This is a genomic window from Stenotrophomonas sp. 1337, from assembly GCF_031455455.1.
GTDB lineage: Bacteria > Pseudomonadota > Gammaproteobacteria > Xanthomonadales > Xanthomonadaceae > Stenotrophomonas > Stenotrophomonas indicatrix.
Genome location: NZ_JAVDSR010000005.1, coordinates 183,092 through 199,880 on the forward strand (window position 1 = coordinate 183,092; position 16,789 = coordinate 199,880).

Annotated in this window: 16 protein-coding genes; 8 read left to right on the forward strand and 8 right to left on the reverse strand. The window is 66.9% G+C overall.

Features of this window, described 5'->3' with window-relative positions; translation table 11 throughout:
* Positions 1–4: 4 nt before the first annotated feature.
* Entirely contained in the window at positions 5–1,375 is a 1,371-nt protein-coding gene (locus J2X70_RS09780; protein WP_309910137.1) for a formimidoylglutamate deiminase, read from the reverse strand.
* A gap of 67 nt (positions 1,376–1,442) precedes the next feature.
* Here J2X70_RS09780 and hutI point away from each other — a divergent pair, with 67 nt between their 5' ends.
* From hutI to J2X70_RS09810, 6 genes are all read left to right on the forward strand, one after another.
* Entirely contained in the window at positions 1,443–2,666 is a 1,224-nt protein-coding gene (gene hutI, locus J2X70_RS09785) for an imidazolonepropionase (RefSeq protein ID WP_309910139.1), read from the forward strand.
* The gene (hutH, locus tag J2X70_RS09790) at positions 2,663–4,204 is read left to right on the forward strand and encodes a histidine ammonia-lyase (RefSeq protein ID WP_025876974.1); all 1,542 of its coding nucleotides are present in this window, start codon (positions 2,663–2,665) and stop codon (positions 4,202–4,204) included. The genes hutI and hutH overlap by 4 nt, the downstream gene beginning before the upstream one ends.
* Positions 4,201–5,055, forward strand: a complete 855-nt coding sequence (gene hutG, locus J2X70_RS09795; RefSeq protein WP_080148481.1) for an N-formylglutamate deformylase — start codon at positions 4,201–4,203, stop codon at positions 5,053–5,055. Before hutH ends, hutG begins: the two co-directional genes overlap by 4 nt.
* Positions 5,052–6,719 (forward strand): urocanate hydratase, encoded by a 1,668-nt coding sequence (gene hutU, locus J2X70_RS09800; protein WP_033831466.1) that lies wholly within the window; start codon positions 5,052–5,054, stop codon positions 6,717–6,719. The genes hutG and hutU overlap by 4 nt, the downstream gene beginning before the upstream one ends.
* A 151-nt stretch (positions 6,720–6,870) precedes the next feature.
* Positions 6,871–8,307, forward strand: coding sequence for a serine hydrolase domain-containing protein (locus J2X70_RS09805; protein WP_309910142.1), 1,437 nt, complete (start codon positions 6,871–6,873; stop codon positions 8,305–8,307).
* A 116-nt stretch (positions 8,308–8,423) separates the two neighbouring features.
* Positions 8,424–10,532 (forward strand): TonB-dependent receptor, encoded by a 2,109-nt coding sequence (locus tag J2X70_RS09810; RefSeq protein WP_309910144.1) that lies wholly within the window; start codon positions 8,424–8,426, stop codon positions 10,530–10,532.
* A 41-nt stretch (positions 10,533–10,573) separates the two neighbouring features.
* Here the strand turns inward: J2X70_RS09810 and J2X70_RS09815 are convergent, their stop codons facing one another.
* From J2X70_RS09815 to J2X70_RS09825, 3 genes are read right to left on the reverse strand one after another with little or no spacing between them, the layout of a single operon-like run.
* Positions 10,574–11,089, reverse strand: a complete 516-nt coding sequence (locus tag J2X70_RS09815) for a hypothetical protein (RefSeq protein ID WP_223482895.1) — start codon at positions 11,087–11,089, stop codon at positions 10,574–10,576.
* Between the two features lie 48 nt (positions 11,090–11,137).
* Positions 11,138–11,887 carry a hypothetical protein gene (locus J2X70_RS09820; RefSeq protein ID WP_218787718.1) on the reverse strand — a complete coding sequence of 250 codons (750 nt, stop codon included), beginning with the start codon at positions 11,885–11,887 and terminating at the stop codon, positions 11,138–11,140.
* Positions 11,884–12,261: a VOC family protein gene (locus tag J2X70_RS09825; RefSeq protein WP_059064590.1), complete on the reverse strand. Its 378-nt coding sequence runs from the start codon at positions 12,259–12,261 to the stop codon at positions 11,884–11,886. Before J2X70_RS09825 ends, J2X70_RS09820 begins: the two co-directional genes overlap by 4 nt.
* 166 nt (positions 12,262–12,427) lie before the next feature.
* On the opposite strand from J2X70_RS09825, the gene J2X70_RS09830 reads away from it, so the two are divergent.
* Positions 12,428–12,736 (forward strand): hypothetical protein, encoded by a 309-nt coding sequence (locus J2X70_RS09830; RefSeq protein ID WP_223482893.1) that lies wholly within the window; start codon positions 12,428–12,430, stop codon positions 12,734–12,736.
* A 12-nt stretch (positions 12,737–12,748) separates the two neighbouring features.
* Here J2X70_RS09830 and J2X70_RS09835 read toward each other — a convergent pair whose 3' ends face one another.
* The gene (locus tag J2X70_RS09835) at positions 12,749–13,327 is read right to left on the reverse strand and encodes a TetR/AcrR family transcriptional regulator (protein WP_032976272.1); all 579 of its coding nucleotides are present in this window, start codon (positions 13,325–13,327) and stop codon (positions 12,749–12,751) included.
* Positions 13,328–13,396: 69 nt separating this feature from the next.
* On the opposite strand from J2X70_RS09835, the gene J2X70_RS09840 reads away from it, so the two are divergent.
* Positions 13,397–13,942 carry a thioesterase family protein gene (locus tag J2X70_RS09840; protein WP_127563592.1) on the forward strand — a complete coding sequence of 182 codons (546 nt, stop codon included), beginning with the start codon at positions 13,397–13,399 and terminating at the stop codon, positions 13,940–13,942.
* 15 nt (positions 13,943–13,957) lie between these two features.
* On the opposite strand, the gene J2X70_RS09845 is transcribed toward J2X70_RS09840, so the two are convergent.
* The 3 genes from J2X70_RS09845 to J2X70_RS09855 form a co-directional block, all read right to left on the reverse strand.
* Positions 13,958–14,677, reverse strand: a complete 720-nt coding sequence (locus tag J2X70_RS09845) for a hypothetical protein (RefSeq protein ID WP_223482891.1) — start codon at positions 14,675–14,677, stop codon at positions 13,958–13,960.
* Positions 14,678–14,879: 202 nt separating this feature from the next.
* Positions 14,880–15,626, reverse strand: a complete 747-nt coding sequence (locus tag J2X70_RS09850; RefSeq protein ID WP_309910203.1) for an SGNH/GDSL hydrolase family protein — start codon at positions 15,624–15,626, stop codon at positions 14,880–14,882.
* 94 nt (positions 15,627–15,720) lie between these two features.
* A complete protein-coding gene (locus J2X70_RS09855; protein ID WP_059064593.1) occupies positions 15,721–16,689 on the reverse strand; it encodes a DUF2268 domain-containing putative Zn-dependent protease in 969 nt (322 codons plus the stop codon).
* Positions 16,690–16,789: the final 100 nt, after the last annotated feature.

Consider the following 16,789-nt stretch of genomic DNA (forward strand, 5'->3'; position numbering starts at 1 on the left):
GCGATCAGCCCAGCACGCCACGCAGGGCAGCGGCGAAGGCGCTGGTGATGGCCTCGCGCTGCAGGTGGCGGCCGTCGGCCACGCACTGGCGGCCATGGCGCCAGACCGATCGCAGCGCGCCATTACGTGCGGCGAATACCCAGCTGTCAAGCCATGCGTCACCGTGTCGCGCCTGCAACGCGGGGTGCGCGGCGTCCAGTTCAACCATGTCTGCGCTGGCACCTACCTGCAGGCCGGCGGCCACACCCAGCGCCTGGGCACCGCCCTGTAGTGCCCCTTCAAACAGGAAGCGCCCGGTGCTGCGGCCGGCATCCGGGGCCAACACGTTGCGACCCCGCAGGGTCAGGCGCTGGCCGTATTCCAGCAGGCGCAGCTCTTCTGCGGCATCGATCAGCACGTTGGAATCGGAGCCGACACCGAAGCGCCCGCCCTCGCGCGCGAAGGCCTGCATCGGGAACAAGCCGTCGCCCAGGTTGGCCTCGGTGATCGGGCACAGCCCGGCCACGGCGTTGCTGACGACCATCTGCGCGCGCTCGTCGTCGGTGATGTGGGTGGCGTGAACCAGGCACCAGCGCGCATCGACAGGGGCATGCTCGTACAGCCACTGCACCGGTCGCCGGCCACTCCACGCCAGGCAGGCCTCGACCTCGCGCACCTGCTCGGCAATATGGATGTGTATCGGGCCATCGGTCAGCGGCAGCAGTGCGCTCAGCTCCTCGCCCGTCACCGCGCGCAGGCTGTGCGGGGCGATGCCGAGCACCGCATCGGGCAGCGTGGCCAGCGCGGTGCGGGCGCCATCAAGCAGCTGCGCGAACCCGTCTACATCATGGATGAGGCGGCGCTGTGCCGGGTTCGGCGGCGCGCCACCGAAATCGGCGTGGGCGTAGAACACCGGCAGCAGGGTCAGGCCGATGCCGGTCTGCGCGGCCGCAGCAGCGATCTGCACACTCATCTCGGCGCGATTGGCGTAGGGGCGGCCATCGGCATCGTGGTGCAGGTAGTGGAATTCGCCGACACGGGTGAAGCCGCTTTCCAGCATCTCCATGTAGGCCTGGGCGGCGATGGCCTGCACTGCATCCGGGCGCAGATGGGCCAGGAAGCGGTACATCAGTTCACGCCAGCTCCAGAAACTGTCGCCGTCGCCGCCACCGATCTCGGTCAGGCCGGCCATGCCGCGCTGGAAGGCGTGGCTGTGCAGATTCGGCAGGCCCGGCACCAGGATGCCCACGCGGGTATCGCCTTGCTGCGCAGCCTGCCCACGCGTGACCGCGGCGATGCGCCCGTCCTGCACCTGCAGGCGGACGTCGGCGGCCCAGCCGTCGGCCAGCAGGGCATGGGCGGCATGGAAGGAGTGCGCGGGACGCGAATCAGACATGGCTGGACAACCCGAATTGGACGCCTATATTGTATAGACATATAAGCACAGCTGCGTTGTGGATGCCATGCACGTCGATACCCTCTGGTCCAACGTCCACCTGATGACCCTCGATGGCGAGGGCCTGGGTGTCCTGCGCGATGCCGTACTGGCCGCCACCGATGGCCGCATCGTGCACGTCGGCCCCGCCGGCAGCGATGCCCATCTGCAGCCGACCACCCGCATCGACGGCGAAGGCCGATGGATCTCGCCTGGTCTGATCGATTGCCACACCCACCTGGTCTACGCCGGCAACCGCGCCAACGAATTCGAGCAGCGCCTGCAGGGCGTGAGCTATGCCGAGATCGCCCGTGCCGGTGGCGGTATCGTCTCTACGGTGCGCGCCACTCGTGCTGCCTCGCCAGAGCAGTTGGCACGCGAGAGCCGCCCGCGCCTGCTGGCGATGCGCGCCGAAGGCGTAACCACCATCGAGATCAAGTCCGGCTACGGCCTGACCCTGCAGGACGAGCGCAAGCAGTTGCAGGTGGCACGAGCGCTGGGCGAGGAATGCCGGGTGAACGTGGTGCCGACCTTCCTCGGTGCGCACGCGGTGCCGCCCGGTCGCGAGGCGCAGGAATACACCGATGAGGTGTGCGAGGTGATGATTCCGGCCATCGCTGCAGAAGGCCTGGCCGAGGCCGTGGACATCTTCTGCGAGAACATCGCGTTCTCGCCGGCGCAGGCCCGCCGGGTATTCGACGCTGCGCGTGCGCATGGGCTGGCGATCAAGATCCATGCCGAACAACTGAGCAACCAGCATGGCGCCGAACTGGCGGCCGGTTTCGGTGCGCTGTCGGCCGACCATATCGAACACCTGGACGACGCCGGCATTGCCGCGATGGCCGCCGCCGGTACCGTCGCCGTATTGCTGCCGGGCGCGTTCTACTTCACCCGCGATACCACCCTGCCGCCGATCGCTGCGCTGCGCGCGGCCGGTGTGCCGTTGGCACTGGCCACCGACAGCAACCCCGGCACTTCGCCGCTGACCAGCCCGCTGCTGGCAATGAACATGGGCGCCACCCTGTTCCGCCTGACCGTGGACGAGTGCATCGCCGGCTTCACCCGTGAAGCGGCGCGTGCGCTGGGCCATGGCGAGCGCATCGGCCGCCTGGCCGTCGGCATGGACTGCGACCTGGCGATCTGGGACATCGACGCCCCCGCCGACCTGGTCTATCGCATTGGATTCAACCCGCTGCACGCGCGCGTGGTGCGCGGACAGCCCGACCTGCCTGCCTCCTGGAGCAACACATGAGCAACACCCTGGTTCTTCGCCCCGGCCATGTCACCCTCGCCCAGTGGCGGCAGGCGTATCGCGGTGCGCCGCTGTCGCTTGACCCGGCCGCGTTGCCGGCGGTGCGTGCCAGTGCCGCAACGGTGGCTGCCATCGTCGCCAAGGGCGCACCGGTGTATGGCATCAACACCGGTTTCGGCAAGCTGGCCAGCGTGCGCATCGAACGCGAGGACCTGGCCACCCTGCAGCGGAACATCGTGCTCTCGCATGCCGCGGGCGTGGGCGAGCCGATGCCGGCGAATGTGGTGCGGCTGATGATGGCGTTGAAGCTGGTCAGCCTGGCCCAGGGTGCTTCCGGCGTGCGCGAGGAAACGCTGCTGCTGCTGGAAGCAATGCTGGTGAAGGGCGTGCTGCCGGTGGTGCCGGCGCAGGGCTCGGTCGGTGCCTCGGGCGACCTGGCACCGCTCTCGCATCTGGCCAGCGTGATGATCGGCGTCGGCGAGGCCTTCGTCGGCGAAGAACGCCTGCCCGCCGTGGACGCACTGGCACGCGCCGGCCTGCAGCCGGTGGAACTGGGCGCGAAGGAAGGCCTGGCCCTGCTCAACGGCACCCAGTTCTCCACCGCGTACGCACTGGCCGGCCTGTTTGAAATTGAAACGGTGTTCCAGGCCGCACTGGTCACCGGCGCGCTGTCGGTGGAAGCGGCCAAGGGCTCGGATACGCCGTTCGATCCGCGTATCCATGCGCTGCGTGGCCAGCGTGGGCAGATCGCCACCGCCGCCACCCTGCGCACGCTGATGCAGGATTCGGGTATCCGCGAATCGCACCGCGACAACGACGTGCGCGTGCAGGACCCGTACTGCCTGCGCTGCCAGCCGCAGGTGATGGGCGCGGCGCTGGACATCCTGCGCCAGGCTGCTACCACGCTGGAAATCGAAGCCAACGGCGTGTCCGACAACCCGCTGGTGTTCACCGACACCGGTGAGGCGCTGTCCGGCGGCAACTTCCACGCCGAGCCGGTGGCCTTCGCCGCCGACATGCTGGCGATGGCTGTGTGCGAAATCGGTTCGATCAGCGAACGCCGCCTGGCGATGCTGGTCGACCCTGCGCTGTCCGGCCTGCCAGCCTTCCTGACGCCGCGCCCGGGCTTGAACTCCGGCTTCATGATTCCGCAGGTGACCGCCGCTGCGCTGGTCTCGGAAAACAAGCAGCGCGCCTACCCCGCCAGCGTCGATTCGATTCCCACCTCGGCCAACCAGGAAGACCACGTGTCGATGGCCGCGCACGGTGCGCGCCGCCTGATGCAGATGGCCGAGAACGCAGCCAACGTAATCGGTATCGAGCTGCTGGCCGCTGCGCAGGGCTGCGACTTCCATGCGCCGCTGCGCTCCAGCAAGGCGCTGGAAAACGTGCGCGCCACGCTGCGTGCACAGGTGCCGATGTTGCAGGACGACCGCTATTTCCACCCGGACATGGTGATCGCAACCGATCTGGTCCGCAGCGGCGCATTGGCCAAGGGTCTGGCCGAGCTGTTGCCCACGGTGGAACCGCAGGCATGAACGGCCATCCCGAATGGCTGACCGTGCACGAAGGCGACGCGCCGCTGATCGTCAGCTTCCCGCACACCGGCAGCGAGCTGCCGCATGACCTGATCGGCGATTTCCACTCGCCGTGGCTGGCGCGCCGCGATGCCGACTGGTGGGTGCATGAGCTGTACGACTTCGCACGCGGCATGGGCGCGACCACCGTGCGCTCGGCAATCTCGCGTTCGGTGATCGACCTCAACCGCGACCCCAGCGGCGTGTCGCTGTACCCGGGGCAAAACACCACCGGCCTGTGCCCGCTGACCACCTTCGACAACCAGCCGCTGTACCACGCCGGTCGCGAGCCGGACGACGCTGAGATTGCCCGGCGCCGCGACACGTATTTCGCGCCGTACCACAACGCACTGGCCACGCAGATCGCACGCCTGCGTGCACGCCACGGCACCGTGGTGGTGTACGACGCGCATTCGATCCGTTCGCACATCCCGCACCTGTTCGATGGCGAGTTGCCGCAGTTCAATCTCGGCACCGCCGGGCCGTCCGGTGCACCGGACACCTCCTGCGACAACGCACTGAGCGATGTGGTGGAGAACCTGCTGGCGCTCAGCGGCATGAGCCAGGTGCGCAACGGCCGCTTCAAGGGCGGCTGGATCACCCGCCACTACAGCAGCATTGCCGGTGGTGTGCACAGCCTGCAGATGGAACTGGCCTGCCGCGGCTACATGCACGAACCACTACCCGACCAGGTGGACGAGCACAGCTGGCCCACCCCGCTCGACCCCGAACACGCCGCACCGCTGCGCCACACCCTGGCTCAGGTGCTCAATGCCTGCCTTGAATTCGCTACGAACCGGAGCGCCGCATGACCCGCAACGACCCGTCCCGCACCATTGCCGCACCGACCGGCACCACGCTCACCGCCAAGAGCTGGCTCACCGAAGCGCCGCTGCGCATGCTGATGAACAACCTGCACCCGGACGTGGCCGAGCGGCCGCAGGAGCTGGTGGTGTACGGCGGCATCGGCCGTGCCGCACGCGATTGGGAGAGCTTCGACGCCATCGTCGAAACCCTCAAGCGCCTGGACGATGACCAGACGCTGCTGGTGCAGTCGGGCAAGCCGGTGGGCGTGTTCCGCACCCATGCCGATGCACCGCGCGTGCTGATCGCCAACTCCAACCTGGTGCCGCGCTGGGCCAACTGGGATCACTTCAACGAGCTGGATAAGAAAGGCCTGGCGATGTATGGCCAGATGACTGCCGGCAGCTGGATCTACATCGGCGCGCAGGGCATCGTCCAGGGCACCTACGAAACCTTCGTGGAAATGGGCCGCCAGCATTACAACGGCAGCCTGGCCGGCAAGTGGCTGTTCACCGGCGGGCTGGGCGGCATGGGTGGCGCGCAGCCGCTGGCCGCGGTGATGGCCGGCGCCTCCTGCCTGGCGGTGGAATGCCGCAAGAGCAGCATCGAGATGCGCCTGCGCACCGGCTACCTGGATACCTGGACCGACGATCTGGATGAGGCCCTGCGCCTGATCGAAGAATCGTGCACCGCCAAAAAGCCGCTGTCGGTGGGCCTGCTCGGTAACGTTGCCGACGTGCTGGACGAACTGCTGATCCGCGGCGTGAAGCCGGACCTGCTGACCGACCAGACCTCCGCCCACGACCCGGTGAACGGTTACCTGCCGCAGGGCTGGACGGTGGAAGAATGGGATGCCAAGCGCGTGACCGCCCCGAAGGAAGTGGAAAAGGCCGCGCGTGCGTCGATGGCCAACCACATCCGCGCCATGCTCGGTTTCCACTCGCTGGGCGTGCCTACCGTGGATTACGGCAACAACCTGCGGCAGATGGCGCTGGAAGAAGGCGTCGAGGATGCGTTCGATTTCCCGGGTTTCGTGCCGGCCTACATCCGGCCGCTGTTCTGCCGTGGCATCGGCCCGTTCCGTTGGGCGGCGCTGAGCGGCGACCCGGAAGACATCGCCAAGACCGATGCCAAGGTGAAGGAGCTGATTCCGGACAACCCGCACCTGCACCGCTGGCTGGACATGGCCGCCGAGAAGATCAAGTTCCAAGGCCTGCCGGCGCGCATCTGCTGGGTCGGTCTGGGCGATCGTGATCGACTGGGCCTGGCCTTCAACGAGATGGTGGCCAACGGTGAACTGAAGGCGCCAGTGGTCATCGGTCGCGACCATCTGGACAGCGGCAGCGTGGCCTCGCCGAACCGCGAAACCGAAGCGATGGCCGACGGCTCCGATGCTGTGTCCGACTGGCCGCTGCTGAATGCCCTGCTCAACACCGCCAGTGGCGCGACGTGGGTGTCGCTGCACCACGGCGGCGGTGTGGGCATGGGCTTCTCGCAGCACGCCGGCATGGTGATCGTCTGCGATGGCACTGAAGCGGCGGCCAAGCGCATTGCACGCGTGCTGTGGAATGACCCGGCCACCGGCGTGATGCGCCATGCCGATGCGGGGTATGAGATCGCGATTGAGTGCGCGAAGGAGAAGGGTCTGGATCTGCCGGGAATCCTCGGCTGACCCAGCACCCGGGTAGTGCCGGCCGCTGGCCGGCACCGCCCGATGCGCTTTGGCTCTGGTAGATGCCGACCTTGGTCGGCACAACCCTCCTGGCTTGACCCTATCCCCCGCCGTGACCAAGATGCGCCATCGCCGCTGACGGATCACCGCGATGTACCGCACGCTCGCTGCTGCATTGCTCTGCGCCCTGTTCGCCACCCCGTTCGCTTCGGCGCGGGATGTTCCGCCAGATCTTGCTTCCCAGCTCAACGGCCAGCTCCAGGCCAATCGCGAACGCTACGGCATCGCCGGCCAGGCGGTGCTTGTCGCACACAACGGCCAGGTGCTCTACCAAGGCGCCAGCGGTGAGCGCGACCCGGCCACCCACGCGCCCACCACCGTCGATACCATCTTCGCTGCTCAGTCGATGGCCAAGCTTCTGACCAGCACGCTGGTGATGCAGCTGGTCGACCAGGGCAAGGTGGATCTGGATGCCCCCGCCAGTCGTTATCTGCCGGACCTGCCGACCGCGTGGCAGGCCATCCACGTGCGTGACTTCCTCAACCACAGCTCTGGCATCGGCGAATACTACGACCGCGTGGACAACCGCTGGGTGAGCAAAGGCTACCCGGGCGTGGCACCCGATCTTGCTGCTGCGTTGAAGGTGGCCGGTTCGGCGCCGCTGCAGTTCAGAACCGGCAGCCGCGTGCAGTACACGCAGGCCAACTACCTGGTGCTGACTGCGTTGCTGGAGGCGCAGTACCGCCAGCCCTATCCGGTCATTGCACGCGAACGCATCCTGCAGCCGCTGAAAATGACCAGCACCTCGTGGGGAGCAGCCAGCGTGCCGGCGCAGCGCGCGGCAATGCCGTACATCGGCAAGGACGGCCAGCTGCAGCCGGCCAATGAAGATCCATGGCCGAACTACGGTTGGGGCCACGCCGATCTGCAGACCACCGTGGGCGACATGAACCGTTTCCTGCAGGCACTGGCGACCGGCAAGCTGGTGCGCACTGCCACGCTGGAAGCGCTGTGGCAGCCACAGACACTGACCGGCGGTGGCAGCAACTTCTTCTCCACCGGCTGGGATACGACCCGCAGCGATGGCTACACTCAGGTCGGCCACGATGGTGGCACCCGCGTACGTGCGCGGCTGGCCTACAAGGGCACGCTGGCCAGCGGCTACTGGGTGTTCGTGTACCTGACCAATGGCAGCGCCCGCAATGCCTGGTCGAGCACGCTGGTGGAAAGCACGATGGCAGTGGCTGCGCCAGGCGAGTTTCCGCATGCAGCACTGTCCGAACGTTTGACCGGCTATGCCTTGACCGGCGACAGCAGCAGTGAAAGCAGCCTGCGCGCGTGGCTGAGCGAAAACAGTGGCATTGCATCCAACGAACTGGAGCGGGCCATCAATGCAACCGGCTACGCGATCCGCAACAATCTGGGCAACCGGCCCGCGCTCAAGGTCTTCGCCCTCAATACTGCCCTGTATCCCACCTCGGCCAATGCCTGGGACAGCCTTGCCGAATGCCATGCTGCGCTGGGCGAGAAGGAGACCGCTGGTCGGCTGTATGCGAAGTCGAAGGGGCTGGCGAAACCCTCGCCGTAGATTCTTCTGTGAATCCACGCCACGCACCGGGGTGAGCCCATACGCACCCGGTAGGTGACGTACCGCACTCGACCTGTTAACTTTCGCGCCTGATTTTTGGTTTACAGACTGTCCGCATGCCCTTCCTGCCGTATCGACCCGCCCCCTCCCCGATGTCGCTGGCCATCCTGCTTGGCCTTTCCACCACCGCCCACGCCGCCCCACAGGCCACCACGCTGGACGCGGTGCAGGTCACTGCCGCTGATGCCAGCATGCAGGCGCGCGAGGCGCTGAAGCGCGTGCCGGGCGCCAGCAACGTGATCGACGTGGCCAAGGCGGACAGCCGCCTGGCCAGCAGCGCCGACGTATTGGCCTACCAGCCCGGCATCAGCGCGCAGTCGCCGGGCAACGAAGGCACCAAGGTGTCGATCCGCGGCTCGGGCATCAACCGCGGCCCGGGTGCACACGCTTCCGGCATCGCGGTGTCGATCGACGGCCTTCCACTGACCGGCCCGGGCGGCACACCTTACGAACTGCTGGAACCGTTGTGGCTGTCGCGCGTGGAAGTGCTGCGCGGTGCCAACGGCTTCGAACGCGGCGCGCTGGCACTGGGCGGAGCCATCGACTACATCAGCCGCAGCGGTCGCGACTCGGCGGGCGTGCAGCTGCACTACGAAGCCGGCAGCCGCGGCTACCAGAAGCGCGGGATCAGCTGGGGCGGCGTCAGCGGCGATGTCGATTACTTCCTGGCCTATACCGATACCGGATTCGATGGCTACCAGCGCCATGCGGCCGGCGATGGCAAGGGCGCGATGGCCAACATCGGCTGGCAGATCACCCCCGATCTGCAGACCCGCTTCTTCGTGCGCTACCGCGAAACCAACCACGAGACACCCGGGCGCCTGACCCGCGAGCAGATCCGCAATGATCCGCGCGCGGCGAACGCGGCCAACCTGGCTATCGATGCGCGCCGTCCGCAGCCGGGCAGCACCTGGGTGGGCAATCTCACCACCCTGCAGATCGACGAGGATTCCTCGCTGCAGGCCGGGCTGGTCTATCACAAATACCCGATGGACTTGAACGAGAGCCTGTACCGCCAGCAGCTGGACTACGCCAACCTCAATGCCACGCTGGACTACCGTCGCCGGCACACGCTGTTCGGTTTGGACAGCGAGACCACCATCGGGCTGCGCATTACCCACGACCTGGATGCCGATGTGCGCGAGTCGCTGCGCTTTGCCAACAACGGTTATGCCGCCGGCACCCGCACGCGCGACTTCCGCCACCACGGCACCGACAGCACGCTGCACATCGGCAACAACCTGGCCGTGAATGATCGCCTGCGCGTACAGACCGGTTTTGCACTGATCAACACCCGCCGCGATGTGCAGGTCACGTGGCCGAGCAGCGGCGGCCGCCTGCGCGACCACGACTGGGACTACGCGCCGCGGCTGGGCTTCACCTGGCAGCAGACGCCGCAGACGCAGTGGTTCGGCAACCTCAGCCGCTCAGTGGAAGCGCCGCACCCGTGGTCGATGATCTGGGGCTCGAACCAGTACTTCGGCGCGGGCAATGGTCCGTCCACCGGCCGCCAGCGCGCGCCGGTGCCGATGCAGAACCAGACCGCCACCACGCTGGAACTGGGCGCACGCGGTGAAGCGGCGCTGGGTCGTTGGGAATTGACCGGCTACTACGCGCACGTGAACCACGAGCTGCTGAGCGTGGAACTGCAGCCGGTGCCGAACCTGTTCATCGCTGAGAACAACGCCAGCCCCACCGTGCACCGTGGCATCGAGGCCGGGTTGGACAGCACCTTGTGGCAGGCCGCACCGGGTCGTTTGTCGCTGCGCCAGGCGTATACCTTCAGCGACTTCCGCTACCGCCACGATGCACGTTTTGGCAGCAACCGCCTGCCCGGCCTGCCGCGCCACGCTTACCAAGCCGAACTGCGCTTCGACCACGCCTCGGGCCTGTATGCCGCACTGAACACCGGGTACGCCTCACGCATCGCGGTGGACTACGCCAACAGCTATTGGGCGGACAGCCACGTCATCTTCGGCAGTCGCATTGGTTACGACGCACCGGGCGGCCGCTGGCAGCTGTGGGCGGAGATGCGCAACATCGCTGACCGCCATTACGCCGCCACCGTCACCCCCGGTTACAACGATGCCGGCAAGGACGTGGCGCGCTCGACGCCCGGTGAAGGCCGCGGCGTGTATGCAGGCGTGCGCTGGCGCTTCGACTGATTGATAAGGGGAGCGCCGGGCATCGCCCGGCGCCCCATGGATCATGCAATGCGCCAGGACGGCAGGCGCTCGCTGCGCCGCCACACGGTTGGCGCGAAACCAATCATCAACAGCCCTGCCAGCCACTTCGGCGACGTGCTGAGCAGGGTAGAGGCCAACGCGGCATCCAGCGGAGCGGCGTGCTCCTGCCACGGGTTATAGCCCAGGTAGATGATGCTGCCCGCCCACCACAGCAGGGCCACCCCGATGCCCACCAGCAGCAGGGCCATCGTGCGGCAGGTCCAGCGCTGCGAGGTCGTCCCCCATTCGCGGGAAATGGCCACCAGCAGGCCGACCACCAGCAGCGACACCAAGGCCACCAGGCCGATGTCGACCTTGTGCCCGATGCGTTCATAGGTGCAGGCGCGGCACTGGGCTTCTTCGGCGGCCGCATCTGTTGTAGGCGGGGTGGCCGTAGGCCCGGACTGGGCCAGCACCGCGAAGGGCATCAACAGGGCGAACATCGCCACCATCAGCCAACGAACGAACTTCCTGTTCCTGCGTGCAGCGACATCCATGCGCTTCTCCTTGCGTGTGATTGATATTAAACGTCGTGGCAGATCCTGTTACAACGCCTTGAATACCTGCATCAGGCTGACCGCATCCGGCGCCAACTGCTGGGCAAGCCAGCCCAGCCCGGCGAAAAACACCAGCAGGCCCAGCAGCGGCCAGATCGTATGGGACAGGCACAGCCGCCACCACCCCTGCGCCTGCATGCCCTGCATCCGCTTGTACAGCCCCCCGGCGATGGCCGCATCCACCAGCAGCTCGGCCATCAGCACCGGCGCCGACCAGACCACCCAGGCACTGGCCACGAGCACTGTAGCCACCAGCGCCATGATGCCGAGAATGGCCAGCAACGGCAGGCCTGCCTCGCCGTCGGCCACGTCCAGCAACGATGCGCTGTCGGCGCTCGCGCTGGAGGACGCTGCGGCTTCACCCCAGGAAGCGGACGCGCCACCACCGCCGGAATGCCCGCCGCTGCCGGTCCACGGCGATGCCTGGCTGTCACCGCCGCCGGGCGCGGAACCCAAGCCATCGGCCACCGCATCCCAGCGCCACCGGATCCAGACCCACATCAGCAGCAGGAACACGCCATAGGCGATCAGCACGGCCAGCGGATAGCGCAGCAGCATCGCGTCCATGCCTGCCAGGCGCAGCACGTGCGAGGCGAGGAATCCGGCGGCACCGGTCAGCACGACAATCACGGCCATCTGCAGCCGCGGCCAGCCACGATGCTGCAGCTGCCGACGTGCACGCATCGCTTCGCCGCTGCGGCTGCCCGGCATTGAAACGGGCTGGCGTGCGTGTTTCATGCCGCCGCCTTGGTCACCGCCTCGATGCGATGGCCATCTGGATCGATCACGAACGCAGCGTAGTAGCGCTCGCCGTAGTCCGGGCGCAGACCGGCAGGTCCGTTGTCCTGGCCTCCGGTGGCCAAGGCAGCACGATGGAAGGTATCAACGGCGTCGCGCGTAGTTGCCGTCAACGCCAGATGGAAGCCAGGTCCCGGCGCAACCGCATCGTCGCGCAGCTTCAGGCACAACAGGTCTTCATCCTCGACCAGGCCATAGCCGATCGCAGTGTCGTCTTCGAAAACGCGGCGGTAACCGAGTGCTGCAAGAACGGCATCGTAAAAGCGACCTGCACGCTCGAGATCGCGGACACCCAACGAGAGGTGGTGCAGCATGCAGACATCCTTGCCAAGCACGCGCGGGCTGCGCTGGCCGGATTCTACCCTGCCGTGGCGCCGCGTCTACAGGTCACGTCCCGTCCAGTTCCCGGCCGATCCACGGCAACCGCAGTCCGGTGTGGATCCTATATTCTGGGCAGCCACGGAACGGATCGGCTCCTGCATGCAAGCGTCCCAGTTCACCCGCCCTGTTGCCATCGTCATGTTCCTGCCGATGATCGGCCTGGCAGGCTGGGGGTCGTGGTTCGCGACCTATTGCATGAGTGACGGCTGCCTGGGCGTGTTTGCGCTTTGGCTTGGCGCAATGGCGGCCTTGTTCCTGCAGGCCCTGCTGGTCTTGCCTCTGCATGCCTGGACACTGAAACGGCAAGGGGCCGATGCGGCCAGCCGCTATGTACGCTGGCTGGTGGCATCCAGTATCGCTGTGATGGTGCCCATGTTTGCCGGGTGGGTCTACATGTTCTTCAAGTAGTCCGCGCGCCGCTCAAGCAGGCGGTGCGGCTGCCTTCAACAGCTGCGCAGCCACCTGGTCGAACGGGGCGATGTCCTGCAGTGCGCGGCTCATCGCCACTGCGCCTTCCACACTGGCAATCACCAGGCTGGCCAGGCCGGTCGCCTGGGCAGGCGCGTGCCCATCGGCGACGAACGCCTCAGCCAGGTGCCCCTGCCAGCGGGCAAACACCTCGGCGGCCGCCGCACGTGGCTGGCTCGGCAGGGCCTCCACCGGCTCCTCGACGGCTGCCGCCAGCACCGGGCAGCCGGCACGAAAACCGGTGCGCAGCAGGCGCTCGCGCCACAGCGCCAGGAACTGCTGCAACCCCTGCACCGCGCCGCCCTTCAGCAGTTCGATCAGCAGCGCCTCCACCTTGTCGCCGGCCATCGTGGTGGCCCGTGCCAACAATTCCTGCTTGCCGCCCGGGAAGTGGTGATACGTGGACCCGAGCGGCGCATCAGCCAGTTTGGTCACTTCGCGGATGCTGGTCGCGTTGAGGCCCACCCGCGCGAGCATCTGCGCTGCGGCATCGATCACACGCTGGGGGGCATCGGACGATCGCGGGCTCACGGCCGGCTCCTTGCTAAGACAGTCGTCATAGACTAGCGTATCGCCCGTTCTATAACAGTCGTCATAACCATGAATCTCTGGTTCCGCCTGCTCCACCTGCTGCTGTGCAGCCTGTTCCGGCCGAAGCTGGACGCCCCGTTCGGCGTCTCCCGCCTGCAGTTCCGGGTGCTGCCCAACGACCTGGACAGCAACCTGCACATGACCAACGGCCGCTACTGGAACATCTTCGACCTGGGCCGGCTGGACCTGATCCTGCGCATGGGCCTGGGCAAGGTGGCGCTGCGTGAGAAGTGGGCGCCGATTGTTGGCGCCGGCACCATCCAGTTCCGGCGCGAGCTGAAGCCGTTCCAGCGCTTCACCCTGGAAACGCGACTGGTCGGCTGGGTCGGCACACGCGGCATCATGGAGCAGCGCGTACTGATCGGCCCGGAGCAGAAAACCGCCACGCGTGCACTGCTGATCACCGGCATCTACGATCGCCGCGCACGTCAGTTCGTCGGCATGCCACAGATGATGGAATCGATCGGCGTGGTTGCTCCGCCCTCGCCGGCCCTGAGTGCGGCAGCCGAGGCGCTGCTGGCTGCCGATCTGGCGTTGAAGCAGGACCATGATTGACCCCTGCCACGCAGATCAGGGGGCAGACGCCTCCACCATCATGGGGGTCACGAAGGTGATCTGCGTGCGGCCACCCACATGCAGCACATACTCGAAGGTCTGCCGCATCTGGCTGTACGCGCCACCTTCGGGCGCGCCATAGTTGGCGCCGACGCTCACGGTGTGCCGACCGGGCGTCAGTGGCTTGAGCATCAGCCAGTAGCCGTCGGCTGCAGCCAATCTCGAGTCGTCGTCATCCGGATCCATGCGGAAGCAACCTTCGCTCTTCACCCGGTGCAGGCGCATGTCACCCAACGGCTGCCCGTCCAGCAGCACCACAGCGCTGACAAGATGGTCGTTGTTGATCGCCGCGCCGGCCTGCAGCTCCTCGCAGGAGACGTCTTCCCCGGTCTGGTAGCTGGCCATGTTGATGATGGGCAGCAACAGGTGCCTGCCTTCGGGCACCACGCACTGCCTGCGTGGCTGGAAGCGGCCATTGGTTCCTGCCAGGTTCCAGACCGGCCCCTCCTGGCCCAGTTCGCACAGGCGACCATCGGGATCCAGGTAAGGCGCAACTCTCTGCTCGTCAGCCCAGCGCCACCAACGCGCTGTCCATTCGCTCAGGGAAATGCCGGCCACCGCCTCACGTGTGACCGGTGACGCTGCAGGCGCGGCAATGGCGCTCGCCTGACCTGCAAACATCAGTACCGTGGCCACGCCGGCCAAGCGCAGCCTGCTGCCGATTCCGTTCTGCATTCCCTGCCTCGTCGTCCCTGGCGGCCACCGTGCGCGGCCGGCTCGGTGGACACTCTATCGCAGCGGCGCCGCGTCCGTTGGTGATGCGTTTCTGTGAGTGGCTTCTGGCGGAACTGGCGATAGGGTAGTGCCGGCCGCTGGCCGGCAATCCGTTCGGCATGCAGATCGAGGTTGCCGGCCAGCGGCCGGCACTAACCCAATCTCAGCGCTTGGGCGCGTTCGCCTGCGCGCGCTTGATCGCCGCCTCGGCCAGCGGCGCCATCAGCGCATAACCCTTCGCCGTCGGATGCACGCCATCGGTTGCCAACTGCGCATCCAGTCCGCCGGCACGGTTGGCCATCGGCGTGTGGTAGTCCAGATAGACCAGCCCGCGCGCATCGGCCTGCCGCTTCAACGCAGCATTCAATGCACGCACCTTGGGCGCAGGTGCTATGCCCGGCATCCACGGGTACTCGCTGACCGGCAACACCGACGCCAGCACCACCGCAATGCCATGCGCTTTGGCCAGATCCAGCATGGCCCGCAGGTTGTCCTCGATCATCGCCTGCGTGGTCGGGCCGGTGTTCCCGGCGATGTCATTGGTGCCGGCCAGGATCACCACCACATTCGGGCGCAGCGCCAGCACATCCTGCGAAAAGCGCACCAGCATCTGTGCGGTGGTCTGCCCACTGATGCCGCGATTGAGGTAACCCTTGCCGGGGAAGAACGTGCTGCTGCCTTCCTTGCCCCAGCCTTCGGTGATCGAATCGCCGAAGAACACCACGCGTGACTGGCCGGCCCGTGGCGCGGGCAAAGCAGCATTGGCTGCGCGGTACTTCTGCAGTTGCGGCCAATCGGACAGACGCTGCTGCATGAAGCGCACTTCGTCTGGCTGCACCTGCTCCACTGGCTTGGTCAGCAATGGATTGCTGGCCGCCTGCACCAACACTGGCGTGGCCAGCCCCGCCATGAGCGATCCGGCCAGCAGCCAGGCCAGTGAAGTCCTCCTGCGCATGAGCATCCTCCGTTGTCGACCTGGGCAGTCTAGCGCGGCCTGCCAATGGTCACTTGGCCGATGCAGCCGCCCTTGCCGCCACACCCGTCACCTTCGCCGGCATCCACATCCCTGGCGTCCAGCCGCTGGCCTGCAGGATCGCCTTCGGGTTGTCCTGCTGGATCAGCGCGCGCACGGCATCGCGCTTGTTGCCGGCCTGCAGGTAATACGCCTTGGCGATGCGGTAGCCCACCCAGTAACCCAGATCGTAGGGCTCCTGCGAACCCGGCGTGTAGTTGTACAGCCAGGGCGTCAGATCGGTGCTGTCCACGTCCAGCGCGAAGGCGCTTTCGATATGCACTTCCCTGCCCCGCGTCCAACCGGCATGCCGCCCGTTGCCAACGTTGCCGGAAATCAGCTCGGCGATGAACTCGGCGATCCCCTCGCCCAGCGACTCGCGCAGCACCGTCGCCCGCGGGTCGCCTGCTTCGTACTCGCTCACGCCGGTCTGCTGGATATGCACGTACTCATGCGCGATCACGTGCACGAAGCGGTCCTGCGCGTTGGCGTTCATGAAATCGGCCGCGCACAGTGCTTCCAGGCCGATCACCACGCCATCGGGGTACGTCATGCCCACCGGCTTGCCGCGCCCCACCACGATCGCCACCGGCGGAAACTTCGCCTGCGGATAGATCGCCTGCAGATTAGCGAACACCTGCACCAGTCGCTGCCGCACCGCCGGCAACTCCGCCAGGCAGGCCCGTCCATTGGCGTACAGCGCAGGGTCGCGCGCCATCGCTTCGGCCATGCGCTGGGCGGTCACCCGGCGCAGCTTGGCGAACTGGGCCAGGCTCGGCGTGCCCTGTGCCAGGTACTGCTCAAGCTGGGCCACGCTGGGCTTGCCGCCAGCGGCCTCGTACAGCGCGTAGAAACGGGTGGCATCAGCGGTCAGGATTTCCGGTCCCGGCGCGGCCGCCTGGGCAGTGCCGATCACCCCGCCGAGGGCCAGGACAAGCAGGCAACGCAATGACACGAACATGGCTCCGTCCTTGGTGGAGTGCACGCGAAGCGCGCAATCTACCACCGCGTTGGCGCATGCGCTGCCGTATCGTGCAACGCACTCTGCGGCTGTGCCAGAC